The 18868-nt window shown below is 61.9% G+C and carries 17 protein-coding genes; 8 read left to right on the top strand and 9 right to left on the bottom strand.

Annotated features, from left to right (window positions below; translation table 11 throughout):
- Positions 1 to 6: 6 nt before the first annotated feature.
- Positions 7 to 1500 (bottom strand): glycosyltransferase family 39 protein, encoded by a 1494-nt coding sequence (locus EQW76_RS14480; protein ID WP_142825077.1) that lies wholly within the window; start codon positions 1498 to 1500, stop codon positions 7 to 9.
- Positions 1501 to 1818: 318 nt separating this feature from the next.
- On the opposite strand from EQW76_RS14480, the gene EQW76_RS14475 reads away from it, so the two are divergent.
- The 6 genes from EQW76_RS14475 (at position 1819) to EQW76_RS14450 (ending at position 6793) form a co-directional block, all read left to right on the top strand.
- Positions 1819 to 2319, top strand: coding sequence for a cytochrome b/b6 domain-containing protein (locus tag EQW76_RS14475; RefSeq protein WP_142825076.1), 501 nt, complete (start codon positions 1819 to 1821; stop codon positions 2317 to 2319).
- 71 nt (positions 2320 to 2390) lie between these two features.
- Positions 2391 to 3068, top strand: coding sequence for a response regulator transcription factor (locus EQW76_RS14470; RefSeq protein ID WP_111221038.1), 678 nt, complete (start codon positions 2391 to 2393; stop codon positions 3066 to 3068).
- The gene (locus EQW76_RS14465; RefSeq protein WP_142825075.1) at positions 3065 to 4405 is read left to right on the top strand and encodes an ATP-binding protein; all 1341 of its coding nucleotides are present in this window, start codon (positions 3065 to 3067) and stop codon (positions 4403 to 4405) included. The genes EQW76_RS14470 and EQW76_RS14465 overlap by 4 nt, the downstream gene beginning before the upstream one ends.
- A 145-nt stretch (positions 4406 to 4550) precedes the next feature.
- Entirely contained in the window at positions 4551 to 4751 is a 201-nt protein-coding gene (locus EQW76_RS14460; RefSeq protein ID WP_142825074.1) for a hypothetical protein, read from the top strand.
- Positions 4752 to 4889: 138 nt separating this feature from the next.
- Positions 4890 to 5786 carry a glycosyltransferase family 25 protein gene (locus EQW76_RS14455; protein ID WP_142825073.1) on the top strand — a complete coding sequence of 299 codons (897 nt, stop codon included), beginning with the start codon at positions 4890 to 4892 and terminating at the stop codon, positions 5784 to 5786.
- A 248-nt stretch (positions 5787 to 6034) separates the two neighbouring features.
- The gene (locus EQW76_RS14450; RefSeq protein ID WP_142825072.1) at positions 6035 to 6793 is read left to right on the top strand and encodes a phosphatase PAP2 family protein; all 759 of its coding nucleotides are present in this window, start codon (positions 6035 to 6037) and stop codon (positions 6791 to 6793) included.
- A 26-nt stretch (positions 6794 to 6819) separates the two neighbouring features.
- Here the strand turns inward: EQW76_RS14450 and EQW76_RS14445 are convergent, their stop codons facing one another.
- The gene (locus EQW76_RS14445) at positions 6820 to 7263 is read right to left on the bottom strand and encodes a response regulator (RefSeq protein WP_224127996.1); all 444 of its coding nucleotides are present in this window, start codon (positions 7261 to 7263) and stop codon (positions 6820 to 6822) included.
- 332 nt (positions 7264 to 7595) lie between these two features.
- Here EQW76_RS14445 and EQW76_RS14440 point away from each other — a divergent pair, with 332 nt between their 5' ends.
- Together EQW76_RS14440 and EQW76_RS14435 are read left to right on the top strand one after the other, a co-directional pair.
- Complete coding sequence (locus tag EQW76_RS14440; RefSeq protein WP_142825070.1) at positions 7596 to 9596, top strand: glycosyltransferase family 39 protein; 2001 nt, start codon at positions 7596 to 7598, stop codon at positions 9594 to 9596.
- 177 nt (positions 9597 to 9773) lie between these two features.
- A complete protein-coding gene (locus EQW76_RS14435) occupies positions 9774 to 10937 on the top strand; it encodes a glycosyltransferase (RefSeq protein WP_142825069.1) in 1164 nt (387 codons plus the stop codon).
- A gap of 42 nt (positions 10938 to 10979) precedes the next feature.
- Here EQW76_RS14435 and EQW76_RS14430 read toward each other — a convergent pair whose 3' ends face one another.
- The 7 genes from EQW76_RS14430 to EQW76_RS14400 form a co-directional block, all read right to left on the bottom strand.
- A complete protein-coding gene (locus EQW76_RS14430; RefSeq protein WP_142825068.1) occupies positions 10980 to 12680 on the bottom strand; it encodes an ABC transporter ATP-binding protein in 1701 nt (566 codons plus the stop codon).
- Positions 12677 to 13621, bottom strand: a complete 945-nt coding sequence (locus EQW76_RS14425) for an acetamidase/formamidase family protein (RefSeq protein WP_142825067.1) — start codon at positions 13619 to 13621, stop codon at positions 12677 to 12679. The genes EQW76_RS14430 and EQW76_RS14425 overlap by 4 nt, the downstream gene beginning before the upstream one ends.
- A 62-nt stretch (positions 13622 to 13683) precedes the next feature.
- The gene (locus EQW76_RS14420) at positions 13684 to 15318 is read right to left on the bottom strand and encodes an ABC transporter substrate-binding protein (protein WP_142825066.1); all 1635 of its coding nucleotides are present in this window, start codon (positions 15316 to 15318) and stop codon (positions 13684 to 13686) included.
- Between the two features lie 30 nt (positions 15319 to 15348).
- Entirely contained in the window at positions 15349 to 16269 is a 921-nt protein-coding gene (locus tag EQW76_RS14415; protein ID WP_142825065.1) for an ABC transporter permease, read from the bottom strand.
- The gene (locus EQW76_RS14410) at positions 16269 to 17117 is read right to left on the bottom strand and encodes an ABC transporter permease (protein ID WP_142825064.1); all 849 of its coding nucleotides are present in this window, start codon (positions 17115 to 17117) and stop codon (positions 16269 to 16271) included. The genes EQW76_RS14415 and EQW76_RS14410 overlap by 1 nt, the downstream gene beginning before the upstream one ends.
- Entirely contained in the window at positions 17117 to 17698 is a 582-nt protein-coding gene (locus EQW76_RS14405; protein WP_142825063.1) for an ANTAR domain-containing protein, read from the bottom strand. The genes EQW76_RS14410 and EQW76_RS14405 overlap by 1 nt, the downstream gene beginning before the upstream one ends.
- Positions 17695 to 18831 carry a transporter substrate-binding protein gene (locus tag EQW76_RS14400; RefSeq protein WP_142825062.1) on the bottom strand — a complete coding sequence of 379 codons (1137 nt, stop codon included), beginning with the start codon at positions 18829 to 18831 and terminating at the stop codon, positions 17695 to 17697. The genes EQW76_RS14405 and EQW76_RS14400 overlap by 4 nt, the downstream gene beginning before the upstream one ends.
- Between the last annotated feature and the right edge of the window lie 37 nt (positions 18832 to 18868).

Raw genomic sequence — 18868 nt, 5'->3', positions numbered from 1 at the left:
ACCCGATCATTGCGCTGCCTGGCAACCGCTGGACAGGATATTGCCTGCAGCCCCGGAGACGGCAACGACCGAATAGTCGTCGATGACCCTCGTCCCGGCACGGCGGGCAACGTGCTCGACGGGGCCGGTGGATCGGAAGCATTTCAGATACTGTGCCAGCCGCCCTTCGCCGGTGCGCACCACCAGCAAGGCAGACTTTTCCGCAAGAGAGGCGTCGGGGCTTTCGAATGTGTAGCGCTGCCGATCGACGATCGATTGAACCTTGTCTGCTTGATGCGAATAGAAGGCGATTTCGCCTGTGAGCCCATAGTCGGTCGTGGCGATCCATGCGGCACCGGTTTGCTGCCTGCGGCCTTCCAGCTCCGTCGTCAGGTCTTGCCAGCCGATGACCGTGTCGGCCGGGCTCGTAAACGGAACGCGCTCGCCCATCGGCGTGGCGAGGTAGAGAGGGAGCAGGGACGACAGTCCTATGCCGACCGGCACGACCCAGAGCCGGAGACGCCTCAGATGGACGTTGCCCGAAGCCTCACCTGCCACCGCTGCGGCAATGGCAAGCGCCGGGTAGGCAGGGGCAGGCCAGTTCGGATGCACCCAGTCGTGCAGCGAGTGAATGATCAGATACGCGACCAGGGGGGCGGTCAGTGCGACCAGAAAGATGAAGGGGTCCGACCGGCGATTTTGGCAATGGCGGCAAAACCGCCAGACCGCAATACCCGCGAAGATGGCGATGACCGGGTTCATCAGTCCGAATTGCCCGCCGATGAATGTGGCAAGCGAGTTGAGCGCCGGATGATGATCGCCGAGCCGGCCGAACTGCTTGGCAAAGGACGCCCAGCCATGATCTGCATTCCAGACCAGCACCGGCATGAAGACCGCAAAGGCCGCCAAGCCTCCCAGCAGGATCCATGGGCTAAAGCGCCAGCGTACGGCCCTGGGATCAAGTAAGAGCCACAGCAGGATCCCGGGACCGATGAAGAAGTTGGTGTACTTGCCGACGCAGCCGGCTCCGGCAAGTACACCGACAACGATCCACCAAAGCGGATTTTCCGTGCGTCGCAGGCGCGCCAGGGCCCAGATTGTCAGGGACCAGAACATCACAGACGGCGCATCTGGGGTCGCGAAAATAGCCTCGAGCCCCACCAGGAACATTGCGTTCAGCCAGACCGCAGAACGAAAAGCCAATCGGGTGTCGTCATAGAGTTCGATGACGGTCGCATACACCGCCAGCGATGCCACGGAGACCGACAACACGGGTAAGGCGCGAACGCCGAGCGCGGTATCGCCGAAGACATGGGTGGACAGCCATATCCACCAGGCGATCATCGGCGGATGATCGTAATAACCGGCCGAGGGAACGCGGGACCAAAGCCAGTAATAAGCCTCGTCGGAATTGAGGTCGGTGTGTGCCATGGCAAAGAGCCGAAACGCCGCGAGCACCGCAGCCAGCAGCATGACCGGCCACCAGTTACCGACGCGTATCCCGCCGGCTTTATAGTGCACGCGGAATGACCTTAAGGATTGCGGACGCGCGTGTTCGGACGTCAACAACTGCCGCGGCGGACTTATGCAGACACGTCTTTTTCACCAACACGCAAGCGTTCCCTCGATAGGTCCGGTGGCAGGGTCCATACCAGACCGGATTCCGAAATGCGACGGCCATTGAAGGCCAAAACTTACGCCAGACTTACATAGACAGCTTATCAACCCTTTATTGCATCGTTACGAATTTACAATTTCTCGAATAGTGTTCAGGTCGATGTCAGCTGTTTGGTATCTTAGCTTTCACCAAGCAGATCACCCAACCTGAAAGATCCCGTCTTGGAAAATCACCATTCAAATTCGTTTTCGCTGCCGCAGCGTGTGCTTCACTGGCTGACGGTTCTCCTAGTGTTCTTCAACCTGTTGCTTCCCGATGGCATGAGCGAGTGGAACCGCGCCATCGAGGAGACCGGCTCGGCGAGCGCAGACCAGATCGCAAGCGCCAATATCCACGCCTATGTCGGCATAGCCATATTCTTCATCGTCATCGCACGCCTTTTCCTGCGCTTCACCAGCGGCGCCCCGGCATCGCCTTCGCAGGAACCGAAGATTTTCAGCATCGCTGCCAAGTTCGCGCATGCAACGCTCTACCTCCTGCTGCTTGCCATGCCGCTGACCGGTGGGGCGGCCTACTATTTCGGCATCGACGTCGCAGGCGGTATTCATGCGGATGTGCTGAAGGTTATCCTCTGGGTGCTGATCGGCGGCCATGTGCTCGGAGCGCTGGTCCACCAGTTCTACTGGAAGACAAATGTCCTGCGCCGGATGACCGTAGGCTGACGCTGGCAGCAGCCGTTCCCGCATAGAAAAGCACCACAAAACTTAAACTTCGCCATCTGGAGAACCGTTGGATGCGACTGCTTTTGGTCGAAGACAACAGCCGCCTCGGCAAACTGACCTGCGGTGCGCTGAAGGCGGCAGGCTTTGCAGCCGATCTGTTTTCGAATGCCGAGGAGGCAGAGGCGGCGATGGCTGTCGTCGCCTACGATGTGATTGTGCTCGATCTCGGCCTGCCGGATCGCGACGGCGCGTCGCTGTTGGAGCCCGCCCGGCGGCACGCGCCATCCGCGCCGATCCTCATCCTGACAGCCCGCGACGATAGCTCGTCTGTGATAGACCTGCTCAACCGTGGCGCCGACGACTACCTCTGCAAGCCGTTCGTCATGGATGTTCTGATTGCACGGGTTCGCGCGCTGCTGCGCCGGCCGGGAACCATGCGCACGTCGGTCCTCAGCGAGCGCAACGTGGAGCTCGATCCCGCGCAATATCGCGTCCGGGTCGGCGGGCATGATCTCGACATCAGCCGTCGCGAGCTTTCGGCGCTGGAACTTCTCATGCGACGGTCCTCGCGCGTTATATCGCGCGCCGATTTCGAGGAATCGATGTACGGCTTCGGTGAGGAAGTCAGCTCCAACGCGGTGGAGGTGCTCATCCACCGCCTTCGACGGAAGCTGGAAGGGGCAGGGGCGGAGATCGAGATCCACAATCTGCGCGGCCTCGGCTACATGCTGGCAGAAAAGCGGCCATGAGCTACCGAAAACTATCGCTGTTTTCGCGGCTGGTGCTCTCCATGTCGCTCGTGGCGACGCTTGCGGTCTTCGCCAGCATCGGTTTTCTCTACATCCGCTTCGCATCGGCCAACAATCGCTTTCGCGAGGAGACGCTGCTGACCTTTGCCCGGGGAATGGCCAAGGAACTGCCCTTGCAGCAGGGCGGCTTCAAGTTTGTGGTGAACCGGCTTGGCGAACTGCACGGCCAATACGCCGTGCTGAGCGGTGCGAACGAGTTGCTGAGCGCATCCGACGGTGTTTCCGGACCACTCGTGCCCGCCGACGATGTCGACCAGCGCTATTTCTCACTGCCTGCCCATGACGGCATCCCAAGACTTTTTGGCCTGTCGCTGCGCCTTGCCGACAAAGGCTTGGCTCGCTATGTCCAGGTTGCCTTTCCCAGCAGTCATCTCGTGTTCGACAGCGTCCTAGAAGAATTCGTCGGGGACATAGCCTGGATCTGGCTGCCCTTCGTCGTGGCGATCCTCGTGACAAACATCGTGGTTGCCAAACTCGCGCTCCGGCCACTCACCCGCGCGGCACGCGAGGCGGAAGGGATCAGCCCGGCCAGCATCAGCGTTCGCCTGACCGAAGGCGACATGCCGCCCGATGTGCTGGCCATCGTCAAGGCTGTGAACAACGCGCTCGGCAGGCTGCAGGGCGGCTATCTGGCCCTCGAGCGCTTCTCCGGCAACATCGCCCACGAGCTGCGCACGCCGATGACCATCATCAAGGCGCAGCTTTCGGCATCCGACGGAGCGTTTTCCCGCGATCTCGAACGAGACTTCGATGCGCTGGAGCGGATTGTCACGCAGCTGGTGGACAGGGTGCGGCTCGGCGGCCTTCATTTCGAAACGGACGACTGCGTCGACCTCTGCGAGATCGTCCGTCGCGTCGGCGCCTTCCTCGCCCCGATCATAATCCAGAAGGGGAGGTCGATCGAGATCATCACGCCAGACCACCCTGTTCTCATCAGCGGCGCCAACGACTTCATCTTCCGGGCGCTGCGAAACCTGATCGAGAATGCGGTCGAACACAGTCCTGTCGCCGGCACGGTGACGATCACCGTCAGCAACGAGCGCGAAATCTCAGTCACGGACGAGGGGACAGGGTTTCCGCCCATCAAGCTCGATCCGGTGGCAAGAAGAACCCAGCAGTCCGTCAGCGATCGTTCCGATGGACTGGGCCTCGGCCTCTCCATCGTCGACGAAACAATGATGGCGCATGGGGGATTGCTGATCCTGTCTAACCCGACCGGCGGCGGAGCGTCTGCGCGGATGGTCTTTCCGACACCCTCTTCTCCTCGAGCTCTGTAAGTCGCCCGTAAGCTGCAGCCGCCATAACCGGCGAAGCGATCGATTGGCTCTCATAGCCCGTCGCCAAACGCGGATGGATGAACCGTGCGCTCAATCTGGCTGCCCCCGACGCATGATGCGAAGGCCGGCCAAAGGAGATGCGCCCATGTCTGCAATTTCATCCATCGCCGCCCTTTCCACCACCGCACCCGTCCAGGCACGACCACCGGTTTTGCCAGCTGCATCTGCCAATCCGCCGGACATTTCAAAGCCGACCGTTGGCGCCTCATCGGCCGCCAATGTGCCATCGGCCATCGCAGCACTCTCTCTGCGTGGCGCGTCGGATGGCGATTCAGACGACCGCTAGCACGCATGAAAGTCGCGGCGGGATGGCCTGCTGCCGTGTCGCCGCTATTCCGTAAGTCAGCTGTAATTTCTGCCGCCAATAGCTGTGGCGGCAAATCGGCGAATGTGCCGACAAGAGATCGCAGCGGGTAATGACGACATGCACCGGGTCAATCGCGAGACACTTACCGTCCCTGTCTATCTGATCAATCTGGACAGGGCGCCCGACCGTCTGGAACTGATGACCTCGATGCTTTCGGATCTGTCGTTGCCGTTCGAGAGGGTCTCCGCCATCGATGGGAGGGCAATCCAGTTCCCGACCGCCGAATTTGCCGAGCGCGCCTATGTCCTGCGCCACGGCAGGCGGCGGAACCCGGCCGAGGTCGGATGCTATCTCAGCCACATCGAATGCGCTCGCCGGCTGCTGGCCTCATCGTCGGAGCATGCCCTCGTGCTCGAGGACGACGCGGTTCTTCCCGACGATATCAGCGACCTGATCCAAGGCGCTATCGAAGCCGGCGAGACCTGGGATATTCTGCGGCTATCGAGCGTCAACAGCGGCAAAAAGCATGTTTTCCGCAAGATCACGCCCCGCCGGAGCCTGGCGATCGCGCTGACGCGCGAAAAAGGTTCGGGTGCCTATGTCATCAACCGTCGGGCGGCGGAGTGGTTCGTCACCGGCCTGATGCCTATGCGCCTTCCCTTCGACATTGCCTTCGATCTTGAATATTTCGCAGGCCTGAAGGCAGCCTTCGTCGTTCCCGTACCAGTCATTCAGGATATCGGCCTGATATCACAGATACAGGGCCACCGTCGGGCGTTTCATCTTTCGCGCTGGCATTATCTATCTGTCCAGCCCTACAGGGCATGGCTGGAGATCACGCGTCTGCTCAGCCGGTCTGCGCGGTTGCTATCGGCCCTCGCAAGGGACGACGCCGAACCTGATCGGCACGCCTATGATCGAGCGCTTCTCGGCGAAGACCGATACCTGCCAGACATGGCTGTTTCAACGGACCAGCACAGCAGGCAGCGGCGACCAGGACGCCGACGTGCATGATACCAACGGGATCATCAACCTTTCACACGGGCGCGGTAGGCAGATGCCGGAACGCCGCTGGGTTGGCACAGCAGGGCGAGGGTGCGGGGGGCTGACAGCAGTGTGCAAGGGTGCAGCCAGATTTCCTCTGGCGCTTCAGGCTCCTGTCAGCGTCGAGCGATATCCAGCAGTATAGCTGCAGATGATCGTGGGCGTCGAACGCAGCAAGGCAGGTGGGATAAAACACCGTAAGCGAGAATATTGTGCCGATGTCTGATTTGACGAGCGTTGCTGCCCCGCAAGCCTATACGGCGAGAAGCCGCGTCATATTTATGGTCACGTTCGTTCTCTGGTGGGCAATCCTCGCTCTGTTCAACGCCTTTCCTTCCATCGATATCGCCGTCGCACAGCGGTTCTTCACCGGCACAAATTGCAGCATATTCGACGCCGTCGGCCGGACCTGCGGCAGTTTTGCCTACGATGCCAGCCCGTTTTTCACAGCCGCGCGCAACGTGCTCTTCGTGCTTCCCTACATCGCAGTCGCCGTCTTGATTGCCGACCTTGTCCGCTGCAAATTCACTTCCGCTGCGGACTGGAAGAGCCCGAGGGTGATGCTCAGCCTGACAGCGCTGATGTCTCTCGCGCTCGGTTGCGGCCTGACCGTCAACCTTTTCCTGAAGACGTTTTCAGGCCGCCCACGCCCGCGCGAGACGTCCTGGTTCGGAGGCCAGCTGGATTTTGTCCAGGCGGGTTCGTTCGCAGGGAAATGTCTCAAGAACTGCTCTTTCGTGTCGGGAGAGGCATCGTCGGCGGGATGGCTTTTCTGTCTCATCCTTCTTTTGCCGGCACGCTGGCGCCTGACGCTGGGATTGCCCATGGCCTTTATCTCCCTCGTCATCCCCGTGATGCGCGTGCTCACGGGCGCGCACTATCTCTCGGATGTCATCCTTGGCTGGTTATCGTCCGTGGTGATTTTTGCGGGAGTTCTGGCGGTGGCCGAGGGCATGACCAGCCGCCGCTATCTCTGAGCGTCCACGGTCAAGCCAGAAAATTTTCAATCAAAGTGACTGACGCTCTTCTTTGAAACGCCATTTACCGTGCGCAATCCGCATCCGGCGATCGTCTTCAGCGACGGCCACCAGGGTGAGATCCCCTGAGGCCTGGCAAAACGGCGAATACGGACAAGAGCATCGCCAAGGTCGAAGGGCTTCGTCAGGTAGTCAATCGCACCGTTTTCCAACCCCTCGATCCTGTCGGAAGCTTGGTCGTAAGCGGACAGGATAATGACAGGGATGTGCGGCGACGTCTGCTGCAAGGAACGGAGCAGACAGAGCCCGCTTCCGTCAGGCAGATGCAGATCCAGCAGCACCAGAGCGTACGACCCCTCGTCTGCGGCGACGCGGGCGGCCTCAAGGGTCAGCACCCAGTCCACGTCCCATCCATCCGCTACGATGTGGTCGTGCAGCGCATCGCCGATGAGGAAGTTGTCCTCGACCAAAAGAATACGCAAATCCGCTACCCCCGAAGCATTAGCGTCGGTAGATGCACGTTTATACTGACATTCACCTGAAATTGTTCTCGATCAATGCGCCCCGCCAAATACCGGTGACACTCGACTGGGGCGCGCTGTTTGCCTCCCCGGAACAGGCAGGTTCAGGCGTCTGTCAGCTTTGCGCAAGATAGTGAACGGCAACCGTCATCGGTCCGTCTTGCTGTGGTCGACTTCAAAGTGCCGCCAGCCCAACAGACTGGCCTCAGAGAAAGCCGTACTCCGAACATGACCAGTTTTGCCCGTTTCAACCTGTTGGTCCCCGGTCTGTCGTGCGCGACGTGACGACGCCTGCGATGGTGGCCGGAGGTACCGGCTCAGTTGCCAGGCAAGCGCTCGACATTTCCGTGGAGCAACGATCCGGGCTCGCAGCACGTCCTCTCCTCTGGGTGAGCTTGACGGCCTACGCTATCGACGTGCTGCTCTTCGAGATACTTTTCGGTCTCGGCATCAGCCTGCCGGTGGCATTGGCCGCGAGCTTTGCTGTGGTGTCGACCTTTTCCTACATTCTGCACTCCAGAGCGGCAGCCGGAGGAGGCGTCTGGCATCAGCTTGGCCGCTACGTGGCAATCTGCTTTCTGGGGTTCGGACTACGCGGCGGGGTATTTGCGGACGCGATGGCGTTGCTGACATGGTCGCCGTCAGCCGCAATCGTCCTCGGTGCCGGCGCTTCTGCGATTGCGTGCTATTTCGGCAATCACTTTTTCGTCTTCCGGATGACGTGGCCTTCCTCGGCGCTGGCGCGCTGGCAGTCGGCGGCAGCTGGCGTGTTGTCCTATATGCTGGCGCTGCGTCTCGCATATATCGGCGTCGTCGATCTTCTGCCGGAAGAGGCCTATTATTGGAACTTCTCCCGCCATATCGACATCGGCTACCTGGATCACCCACCGATGTCCGCGTGGATGATCTGGCTTGGGACCGCGCTTTTCGGCGATACCGAATTCGGCGTCCGCATCGGGGCCTACCTTGCGTGGATCGTTACGTGCTTGTTCGTCTACCGCCTGACAGCCCATCTTTTCGACAAGACGACCGCGATTGTCGGGCTTGTCCTCACCGCCGTGCTACCCGTCTTCTTTTACACCGGGTTCCTGATGACACCGGACGTGCCCCTGACTGCGGCCTGGGCAGGGGCGCTGTACTTCCTCGAACGGGCGCTGGTTGCAGACAAGCGCAATGCCTGGTGGGGCGTGGGGGTCTGTGCCGGTCTCGGCATGCTGTCGAAATACACGATTGCGCTGCTCGGCCCCGCAGCCCTGATCTTCATGCTCATCGACCCGCGAGCAAGGCGATGGCTGATGAGGCCGCAACCCTATCTTGCAGCTGCGACGGCGCTTTTCCTGTTCAGCCCTGTCATCTACTGGAATGCGACACATGGCTGGGCGTCTTTCGCCTTCCAGAGCACCCAGCGTCTCGCCGACACGCCGGCTTTTTCCCCCCCGGCGCTGGTCGCAAGCGCGGCATTGCTGCTAACGCCGCTTGGGCTCATCGTCACAATCGCAGCGCTGGCCTCATGTCTTCGCCGCCTCGTCACGGCGCAGAAAACCGATGTGCAGATGAGACGAAGGACGCTGTTCATGCTGGTGTTCACGTTGACGCCCCTGTCGGTTTTTGCAGCGTTCAGTCTCGGGCATGAGGTGAAGCTCAACTGGACGGGACCGGTGTGGCTCGCGATCCTGCCCGCCGTCGCCGCGACCATCATCGACGCCAATTCCGGTTCTTCCAGGATTGCCGCAGCGCTGCGCCGGTCCTGGGCGCCGACGCTGCTTGGTACGCTGGCCATATACGCCGTGTGTCTGCACTATCTGGTCCTCGGGCTGCCGTTCGCGGGCCATCTCGGAAACATCCGCACATTGCCGGTGGCCTGGGACGATCTCGGCCGCGAAGTCGGCCTGATCGAACGGTCTGTCGAGGAGCAGGCGGGCCAGAGCGTGCTTGTGGCAGGCATGGACAAATACTTCGTTGCCAGCGAACTCGCTTTCTACAACAGGCGCGACGGCAACGTTGCGGGCAACTCCGTCGGCGCCGGTCCGCTTGGCAACGATAGTCTCATGTACGGATATTGGTACAGGCCTGCGGAAATGCAGGGCCGCACCATCATGCTGGTCAGCCTGAAAAAGAGCGACGTCGATAAACCCGGCGCGGGACGCTACTTCGATCGCCTCACGGATATCCAGACGCATGGCGTCAGCCGGAATGGCGTTACCATCGGCAAGTTCTACTACCGCATTGGATATGGCTATCGGGACTGCGCCTCGCCGGCGGCACAATGCCCGTCGCAATGAGCACCCCGATCGAATTCGCATGCAGCGCTTCAGTTTGTCGTCAGGGTAAGGGTGCAAGAGTGACATGATCAGACAGTCCGCGTCGCCGACAGAGACTGAGCTTGGTGTTCGTATTCCGGCAGCCGATCCAAAGGCCTGATGCCACCGCCGGATTAACGCTCGAAGGTCGTAAGATTGATGAATGTAAGTGTCTCTGCCGCGCGCCTTGTCGAGGACGATCTCTCGGCCATCAGCGCTCAAATTAGCCTCGATCACATCGGTCCCGAGCTTTCCATCGTCATTCCAACGCTGAATGAGCGCGAAAGCGTCGCCATTCTCGTCGATCGGCTGCGCGCGACGCTGGCCGGTATCGACTGGGAGGTGATTTTCGTCGATGACGATTCCAGCGACGACACCATCGGCCAGGTTCGCGCCCTTTCCGTCAACGACCGGCGCATCCGCGGCTTGCGCCGCGTCGGCAGGCGGGGGCTCGCCGGCGCCTGCATAGAAGGTATCCTATCCAGCTCCGCACCCGTGGTTGCCGTCATGGATGCCGACCTCCAGCACGATGAAACCCGGCTGGCGGAAATGTTCAACGTTCTGCGCACCGGCAACGCTGACCTCGTCGTCGCCAGCCGCTACATTCAAGCGGACGGCGCATCGGACGGGCTTTCGAGAATTCGCCATGCCGGCAGCCGGCTTGCGGTGGGAATGGCGCAGTCCCTGCTGGGAGTGCGGCTCAGCGATCCGATGAGCGGGTTTTTCATGATCCGTCGCGAATTCGTCGAGGCAGTGGCGCCGCGCCTGTCGAACCAAGGCTTCAAGATATTGCTCGACATCGTCGCGTCGTCGCCGAAACAGATGCGAATCGAGGAAGTGTCCTACGCATTCAGCCCGCGCTTGCACGGTGTCAGCAAACTCGATGCATCGGTGGTGTTCGAATATCTCGGGCTTCTCATCTCCAAGGCTTCTGGCGACTTCATCTCTGCGCGCTTCCTGGCCTTCTGCCTGGTCGGCTCCACGGGCCTCGTGGTCAACCTCGCCTTTCTGCGCATACTGCTCGGGGCAGGGCTGGACTTTCCAACGGCGCAGACTGCCGCCATGCTCATCACCATGGTCGTGAACTACACCCTGAACAACGCTCTCACCTACAGGGACAGGCGCCGGCACGGGTGGCGGTTCGTGACCGGGCTCGGCATGTTTGCAGCCCTCTGCAGTTTCGGCGTCTTTGCCGGTGTCGGCGTGTCGACTGCATTCTATAATAGTGAACCACGCTGGTGGTTGGCCGGCCTCGCAGGTGCCGCCATCGGGGCTGCCTGGAACTACTTCACCAACTCAGCCATTACCTGGCGCAAGCGCTAAGCCGGGCCGGAAACCAGGCATTGGTCTGGTTTCCGGATTTTCTCATGACTGCTGGACTGCCAGCCTGCGGCCACGGGCGCGCGGATCAGGTGCGGGAACGGCGGCCAGAAGGGCCTGCGTATAGGCATCCTTCGGCGTCTCGAACACCTGGCGGCGCGTGCCGCTCTCGACGATTTTACCGTAGCGCATGACCACGACATGGTGCGACATCCGCTCGATGACCGCCATGTCGTGCGAAATGAAGAGATAGGCGAGACCCATCGTCTCTTGCAGTTCGAGCAGCAGGTCGAGAACCCGCGCCCGCACGGAAACGTCGAGCGCTGCCACGCTTTCGTCAGCAACGATCAGCTTCGGTTCCAGTGCCAGGGCGCGCGCGATACAGATGCGCTGGCGCTGGCCGCCGGAGAACTCGTGCGGATAGCGGGTTGCGGCATCGGGCGTCAGGCCGACGCGGCGCAGCAGCTCTGCCACCCGGTCGCGACGCTCCGATTTGCTGCCAATGCCGTGGATAATCATCGGCTCGGCAACCGCAGCCCCCACCGCCATGCGAGGATCGAGCGATGCATAGGGGTCCTGGAAGATCATTTGGGCGGAGCGGCGAACCGGCTGCATGTCGCGCTGGCTGAGTCCCCCTATATTGCGACCGTCGATCACAACGTCGCCCTGGTAGGGAATGAGGCCGAGCACGGCTTTGCCCGTCGTCGACTTTCCCGAGCCGCTTTCGCCGACGAGACCAAGCGTTTTGCCGGGCAGGATGTCGAAGGATACGCCATCGACCGCTGCCGCCGGCTTGGCTGTCTTGAGGAGCCAGCCTGACTGGCTGCCGTAGGTAACGGTCAGATTGCTGACGTTGAGCACCGGCGTCCGGTCGAGCGGCGTCGGTGCGACCAGGCCTCTGGCGGTGACGCGCGGTGGACCGTCCGTGCCGGCATGGGCGCCAAGACGCGGCACGGCCCCCAGCAACTCCTGCGTATAGGCGTGGGTCGGGCGCTCGAAGATATCGATCGCAGCTCCCTTTTCGACCATGCGGCCGTTTTGCATGATCACGACGCGATCCGCCATTTCCGCCACAACCCCCATGTCATGGGTGATGAGGATGATCGAGGTCCCGAACTCCGATTTCAGCTCTCGCATCAAACTCAGGATCTGTGCCTGGACAGTGACATCAAGCGCCGTGGTCGGTTCGTCGGCGATCAGCACCTTGGGGCGGCAGGAGAGCGCCATGGCGATCATCACCCGCTGTCGCATCCCCCCGGAAAGCTCATGGGGAAACTGCTTCAGCCGCCGCGCCGGATCGGTGATCTGGACGGCGTCGAGCATGCGCAGGGCGGAAGCCACAGCGCTTGCGGTGTCGCTGTCCTGATGCTCGCGGATCGCCTCTGTCAGCTGGTCGCCGACTGATATCACCGGGTTCAGCGAGGTCATCGGCTCCTGGAAGACCATGGCGATCTCGCCGCCGCGCACCTTGCGCATCGCCCGCTCCGGCAAGGACAGCAGGTCGCGGCCGGCGAGCATGATCTTGCCGGACGCCACCTGCAAGGATGCTTTCGGGAGCAAGCCCATGACGGCGAGCGAGGTTACCGACTTGCCGGAACCCGATTCGCCGGCAAGGCAGAGGGTCTCGCCGGTCATGAGATCGAAATCGATGTCGTCGAGTACCCGCCGCCGGCCTTCCGGCGTGCGGGCATCGACACACAGGTTTCTCACCGAAAGCGCGGCGGGCGACGAGGCTGTTTCCGTCACGCGAACACGATCCTCGGGAAGTAGAACGACACCACCCAGTTCGGCATGTCGACGATCTCGCTGATCCGGAGGTCGCCGCAGACAGAGCACAGCATGTAGGCATCGACCGGGCTCATGCCATGCTCTTCGCCGAGCAGGTCGATCATCCGCATCAGGGCTTCCCGCGCACCGGTCATCAGGTCCGGCCCGATGCCTGTCGTCACCTCATAGCCAGCGCCGTCGAGATGGCGGGTGACCGGCTCGGTTGTCGTAAAGCGCGGGCTCTTCAGGCGCGCATCCTTGACCAGCTCGATCGTCGCCTCGACATTCATCTGGCTTTCGATAGCCGTGCCACAGACCTCGCCGTCGCCCTGCGCGGCATGGGTATCGCCGATCGAGAACAGCGCACCCTCCACTTCGATCGGCAGGTACAGCGTTACGCCGGCGCTGAGATCCCGGATATCGAGATTGCCGCCGACATTGCGTGGCGGCACGACGGAGTGCAAACCTGGGGCGGCAGGGGCGACACCGATAGTTCCGGCAAAAGGCTTCAGCGGTACGCGACCGCCGGGGCCATAAAGGGCGGGCGTCATGGCGTTGGCATCATAGGACCACATGTGCAAAGCAGGGTCGGGAAACTGGTCGGCCAGAAGTCCAAACCCTGGAATATTGGCGGTCCAGCCGAGGCCCGACGGCACGAAGCGGCGGAGCGTGACCTTCAATGCGTCCCCCGGCATCGCGCCCTCCACATAGACAGGGCCGGAGACCGGATTGATCTTGCCGAAATCGAGTTCCTTCAGCGATGCCAGGGTCGCGTCGGCGCCCAGCTGTCCGCCGGACGAATCCATGCATTCGAAATGGATCGTTTCACCGGGTTTGGCGACGACAGCGGGTTCGAAATCCCGGTTCCAGCCGAAATTATGCTGGGCGCGGTGAATGGTGTGGGTGCAGACGATGCACATGCTTGCCTCCGAAGATTGAGCCTCCCCGGGGCAGTGCCCAGGGAGGTATTGAACCGATCGGCTTACTTCTTGACGAAGATCGCTTCGTAATCGATGACGCGGGTCGGATCGATGTAGATCTCATCCGGTCCGCCCATCCGCTTCGACTTGGCAACAACCCGGCGCTCGTTGAACACGGGGATCCACGGCGCATCCTTTTCCTGGATCTCGGTGAAGATCTTTTTCCAGGCTTCGTTGCGCTCCGCAGCCTTGGCAGGCAGCGGCATGGCGTCGGCCGCCTGGGCGCGCGGTTCGATTTCCTTGTTGCAGTACCACGACCAGTTCCAGCCACCGGCGACGGCACTGCCGCAGCCGAGGATCGGTCCGTAGAAGTCGGAAGGATCCGGGAAGTCGGCGATCCAGCCGAGACCGCCCGACCATGCCATCGGCGCCTGGCCCTGCGTACCGCCGGCAGCGATGACGTTCGGATTGGCAAGCGCCTTGATCTCGACCTTGACGCCGACGGCGGCGAGATCCTGCTGGATCGCCTGGGCGATGCGCGGCTGCGGATCGGTGTTGGAGGTGTAGAGCTGGGTCGTGAAGCCATCCTTCAGGCCGGCCTCGGCCAGCAGTGCCTTGGCTTTCTCGACGCTGTAGGCATAGCCCTTGTAATCCTTGTCGTAGCCCGGCATCAGCGGCGGCAGTACCTGGTTTGCCGGCACGGCGCGACCGTTGATGATGCGAACGATGCGCTCCTTGTTGACAGCCATGTTCAGCGCCTGGCGGACCTTGACGTTGTCGAGCGGCTTTACCTGCGTGTTGAGCGTCACATAGCTCGTTTCCAGCTGCTGACGATCCACGATCATGCCTTCGAAATCCTTCGAGTTCTTCATCTCGAGGTATTTGGCAGGCGGGATACCGTCGCCGGCAACATCGACTTCGCCCTTCTGCAGACGCAGCAGCGCCACGAGCGGCTCCTGGCCGATTTCGACCGTGTAGCCATCGATATGCGGGCGGTCCTTGACGAAGTAGTCAGGGTTCTTCTCGAACACGAGGCGCTGGCCGACCGTCCATTCCTTCAGGATGAAAGCGCCGGAGCCGACCGGCTTCTTGCCGAAGTCGCCGTTCGCCGCCTCGACTGCTTCCTTCGGAACGACGGAAGAGAAGTTGAGGGCGAGCACATTGAGGAACGTCGCGTCCGGCTGCACCAGCGTGAACTTGACGGTGTGGTCGTCAACGACAGTGATGCCATCGAGCGTCTGTGAGGTGCCGGCGGTCATCGCGTCGGAGCCGACAATCGAGTGGAAGAAGCCGGCGCCAGGGCCCTGCGTCTTCGGATTGACGGCGCGCTCGATCGAATATTTGACGTCCGCGGCGGTCACTTCGCGGCCGTTGGTGAATTTAACGCCAGCGCGCAGCTTGAAGGTGTATGTCTTGCCGTCCTCGGACACCGTGTAGCTTTCGGCCAGCGAAGGCTTCAACTCGGTCGTGCCGGGCGTGTAGTCGACAAGGCGCGAGAACATCGCGTTGATCATCGACCAGTTCTGCCAGTCATAGCCAATGGCCGGATCGAGCGTTGCGATGTCGTCCTTGTAGGTGACGACTATCTTTCCGCCGTCGACAGGCTTGTCGGCAGCCTGGACGGCGAGCGCCGGCACCAGGGAGGTGGTCGCGAGCATGGCAGCCAGAGCTGCACGTCGCAGGAAGGTTTTTGTCATTGGTGAACTCCTCTGTTGGTTTTTGCTTGGTTATTGCGCGCGGATACGCGGGTCGATGAACGGAGCGACGATATCGGCGATCAGGTTGCCGATGACGATGGCGAGGGCCGAGACGATGGTGACGCCCATGATGATCGGGATATCGACCTGCTGGATGGCCTGCCATGCGAGCTGGCCGATGCCTGGCCAGCCGTAGACGGCCTCGACCACGACGACACCGCTCATGAACTGGCCGATATCGATGCCGATCATGGCGATGATCGGCAGGATGGCGTTGGGCAGGGCATGACGAAAGATGATCCGCGACGACGACAGGCCCTTAGCGCGCGCCGTGCGCACATAATCCTGGTTGAGCACGTCGATCATCGCCGAGCGCACCATGCGCGCATACCAGCCGGCACCGAGGATGCCGAGCGTGACGGCCGGCAGCACCACATGATTGGGCGTGCCGTAGCCGCTCATTGGGAACCAGCCGAGCGTCGCCGCAAAGACGTAGAGGAGCAGCAGTGCAACGACGAATTGCGGGGCGGACACCCCGACGAAGGACGCCATCATCACCAGCCGGTCGACAAAGCCACCGCGGCGCACGGCGGCAATGGTCCCGAGCGTGATACCGAGGACAACTTCGACCAGGATGCCGGCCGCCATGAGGATCAGCGTCGCCGGTAGGCGGGCGAGGATCAGCGGCAGCACGGATGTCTTCTGCGTATAGGAGCGACCGAGATCGCCATGCAGGATGCCACTGAGATAATGCAGGAACTGCAGCACCAACGGCTGGTCCAGCCCCAGTTCATGGCGAATGGCGGCGACGGTTGCCGGTGTAGCGCTGCGGCCGGCGATCAGTACGGCAGGATCGGCCGGCAGTGCGTAGAGCAGCAGGAAGGTGATGGCGCCGACGCCGAGCAGGATGAGTGCCGCCTGAACAAGTCGGCGGAGAATGAGAAGGGCCATCAGCCGCGCCCTCTCTGGGTCGGATCGAGAATGTCGCGCAGCGCATCGCCGACGAGGTTGAACGACAAAGCGGTCAGCAGGATCACGGCGCCCGGAATGAACACCAACCAGGGGGCGGATTCGAAGTAGCTCTGGCTCTCGAAGATGATATTTCCCCAGGAGGGCTGCGGCGGCTGTACGCCGATGCCGAGGAAGGACAGCGTCGCCTCGAGCAGCACCGTCGTTGCGATACCGAGCGTGCCCCAGACGATCGCCGTCGGCATCAGATGCGGCAGGATGTGCAGAAGCAGGATACGGCCGTGGCCGGCGCCCAGCGAGCGCTCCGCCATCATGAAGTCGCGCTCCACCAATCCGCGCGTCTCGGTATAGACGATGCGCGCGACCTGCACCCAGTTGACGAGCGCGATGACCATCGCCACGATCCACAGGCTAGGGTGCAGCAGGGCCGCCAGCACAATGGCAAGCAGCAGGGCCGGAAATGCCATCATCAGGTCGGTGAAGCGCATCAGCAGATTGCCGAAGAAGCCCCCCACATAACCAGCGACAATACCAATGAAGAGGCCGATGGCGACCGCAATGCCATTAGCAACAAGGCCGATGACCAGCGAGGTGCGAGCGCCGAACAGCAGCCGGGAGAACAGGTCGCGGCCGAGCGTATCGGTGCCGAGCAGATAGGGGCCGCCGGGCGGCAACGGCGCGCCATCCAGCGACAGGCCATCGAACATCTGGTCATCGGGGCTGAAGGGCGCCAGCAGCGGCGCCGCGATCGCCATAACGACAACGGCGATGACGATGATCAACCCGAACAGCGCCGAGGGCTGGCGAAACATCGATTTCAGGACACGCATCAGACGGCCTCCGGCAAGGGTTCGGAGCCGCCGAGAATGAAGGCCGCCAGTTGTTCCATTGGCAATCTACGCTGCATGGCCGAGCCGCGCAGGATCGTATAGGCCTGCTCTTCCCCGACGCCCCGCGCCTCCATGATCTTTTGCACGGCGGCATGAACGAGCGGTCGCATGCGTACGCGCTCCTCCAGACGATCCATCTTCGAGCGCGTCGCCATTCGCTCCTGGTGGATGGAGACCGCCATGACCAGCGCCGGATAGACGGCCGAGCTTGCAACCGGCTTGGCAATGATCGCGCCGGCACCCTGTTCGAGCGCCCAGGCAATGCGGCCCGGTGCTTCCGAACCCAGCAGCGCAATCACAGGCACCGCCGGATGCGCGGGTGCCGAGGCGAGCAGCCCGTCCCAGCCCTGATCGGCATCGACGATCACGAGGTCCGGACGTTCCATGGCAGAGAGCGGCTCCCAGCGCAGCGATGTGCTGAGGCCGAGAAGTGTCAGCTGGCGGATCAAGCGCTCGGTGTTGCTGTCTTCCCTGTGCAGGATCGCGGCGTGCCAGCCAGTGAAATTCGGTGTTTCCCTCATGAAACCACCCGCAACTTCGGCTCCGCAATCGTGTGACGCGCAGTCAGATATGGGTCGGCAGGGATGGCCGAACGCGAGGCGATGACATCGAAACCATTGCCGGCATTGATCCGTCCGAGATGAAATGGGAGGGCCGCGTGGTTGGTCTGCCGGTCGATCGCGAGCGGACCGAACAGGCTCGGCCAAGACGCGCCATGAAGCGCCCGTCGCACTGCCTGCGGCTCGTCGCTACTGGCTGCGATTATGGCCTCGACGCAAAGTTTGACAGCAGTATAGGCGCTGGCAAAAACGCTGGACACGCCGCGCTCCGGCCCGAAAGCCGCCGCCACGCGGCTCTTGAACTCAGCATTTTCGGGCGACACGATGCTGGCGAAATAGGAGGCGGCGCAAAGCTGCCCGACGGCCGCACCTGCGGCGATATCGGCAAGTTCGCACTCCATCAGATCGCAGCTGACGACCGGGCAGTTCTCCGGCAGGAAGGCCGGGTCCCGGTCTGAAAGCCCGCGGATGGCCGCCAGAAATGCATAGCTGGAGGGGCCAATCAAATTGTTGAGGATGAAGCTCGGCCGGCGCTCGGCAATATCCGCGACGATGCGCTCAACCGCAGTCTCCTCGAGCGGCAGATAGCGCTCGCCCAGCACCTCGCCGCCAGCCGTGGAAATCAACTCGCGGGCCAGCCGGTTCATTTCCCAGCCCCACACATAGTTGGCGCCGACGAGGTAGGGGCGCTTGCCGTACCGGGGGATGAGATGCTGGAAGAGCGGCAGCAGGTGCTGGTTCGGGCAGCCGCCGATATAAATGACGTTCTCGTTGGCCTCGAAACCCTCGTAGGGGCACATGTACCAGAGTAGGCCGTCATGCTTTTCGACCAGCGGAATGATTTCCTTGCGCGCCGCCGAGGTGATCGTGCCGACGATATGGCGGCAACCTTCGTTGCGCAGCATATGGCGGGCGCCATCCAGATAGGCGGAAAGATCAGCGCGAGGATCGGCGAAGACGGGCTCTAAGCGCAGCCCGCCGGTGGCAGCAAATTCCTCGATGGCACATTCGGCACCGTCGCGCGCATCCCGACCCATCGACGCATAGGGCCCGGTCGTCGAAAAGAGGATGCCGATCTTTAGTGCGTCGATCATTGTTCAATACCCAAACGCGAAAAACCCCACGACGCGG

Origin of the sequence: Rhizobium sp. rho-13.1 (assembly GCF_007000305.1) — a bacterium.
In the GTDB taxonomy this organism is placed as follows: domain Bacteria; phylum Pseudomonadota; class Alphaproteobacteria; order Rhizobiales; family Rhizobiaceae; genus Rhizobium; species Rhizobium rhododendri.
This window is presented reverse-complemented; position numbering and strand designations above follow the sequence as displayed.

Excerpts from the sequence above, each read along its gene's own strand:
- EQW76_RS14470 (WP_111221038.1), top strand. The coding sequence starts at position 2,391 with ATGCGACTGCTTTTGGTCGAAGACAACAGCCGCCTCGGCAAACTGACC.
- EQW76_RS14465 (WP_142825075.1), top strand. The coding sequence starts at position 3,065 with ATGAGCTACCGAAAACTATCGCTGTTTTCGCGGCTGGTGCTCTCCATG.
- EQW76_RS14460 (WP_142825074.1), top strand. The coding sequence starts at position 4,551 with ATGTCTGCAATTTCATCCATCGCCGCCCTTTCCACCACCGCACCCGTC.
- EQW76_RS14455 (WP_142825073.1), top strand. The coding sequence starts at position 4,890 with ATGCACCGGGTCAATCGCGAGACACTTACCGTCCCTGTCTATCTGATC.
- EQW76_RS14450 (WP_142825072.1), top strand. The coding sequence starts at position 6,035 with ATGTCTGATTTGACGAGCGTTGCTGCCCCGCAAGCCTATACGGCGAGA.
- EQW76_RS14435 (WP_142825069.1), top strand. The coding sequence starts at position 9,774 with ATGAATGTAAGTGTCTCTGCCGCGCGCCTTGTCGAGGACGATCTCTCG.
- EQW76_RS14425 (WP_142825067.1), bottom strand. The coding sequence starts at position 13,621 with ATGTGCATCGTCTGCACCCACACCATTCACCGCGCCCAGCATAATTTC.
- EQW76_RS14420 (WP_142825066.1), bottom strand. The coding sequence starts at position 15,318 with ATGACAAAAACCTTCCTGCGACGTGCAGCTCTGGCTGCCATGCTCGCG.
- EQW76_RS14415 (WP_142825065.1), bottom strand. The coding sequence starts at position 16,269 with ATGGCCCTTCTCATTCTCCGCCGACTTGTTCAGGCGGCACTCATCCTG.
- EQW76_RS14410 (WP_142825064.1), bottom strand. The coding sequence starts at position 17,117 with ATGCGTGTCCTGAAATCGATGTTTCGCCAGCCCTCGGCGCTGTTCGGG.
- EQW76_RS14405 (WP_142825063.1), bottom strand. The coding sequence starts at position 17,698 with ATGAGGGAAACACCGAATTTCACTGGCTGGCACGCCGCGATCCTGCAC.
- EQW76_RS14400 (WP_142825062.1), bottom strand. The coding sequence starts at position 18,831 with ATGATCGACGCACTAAAGATCGGCATCCTCTTTTCGACGACCGGGCCC.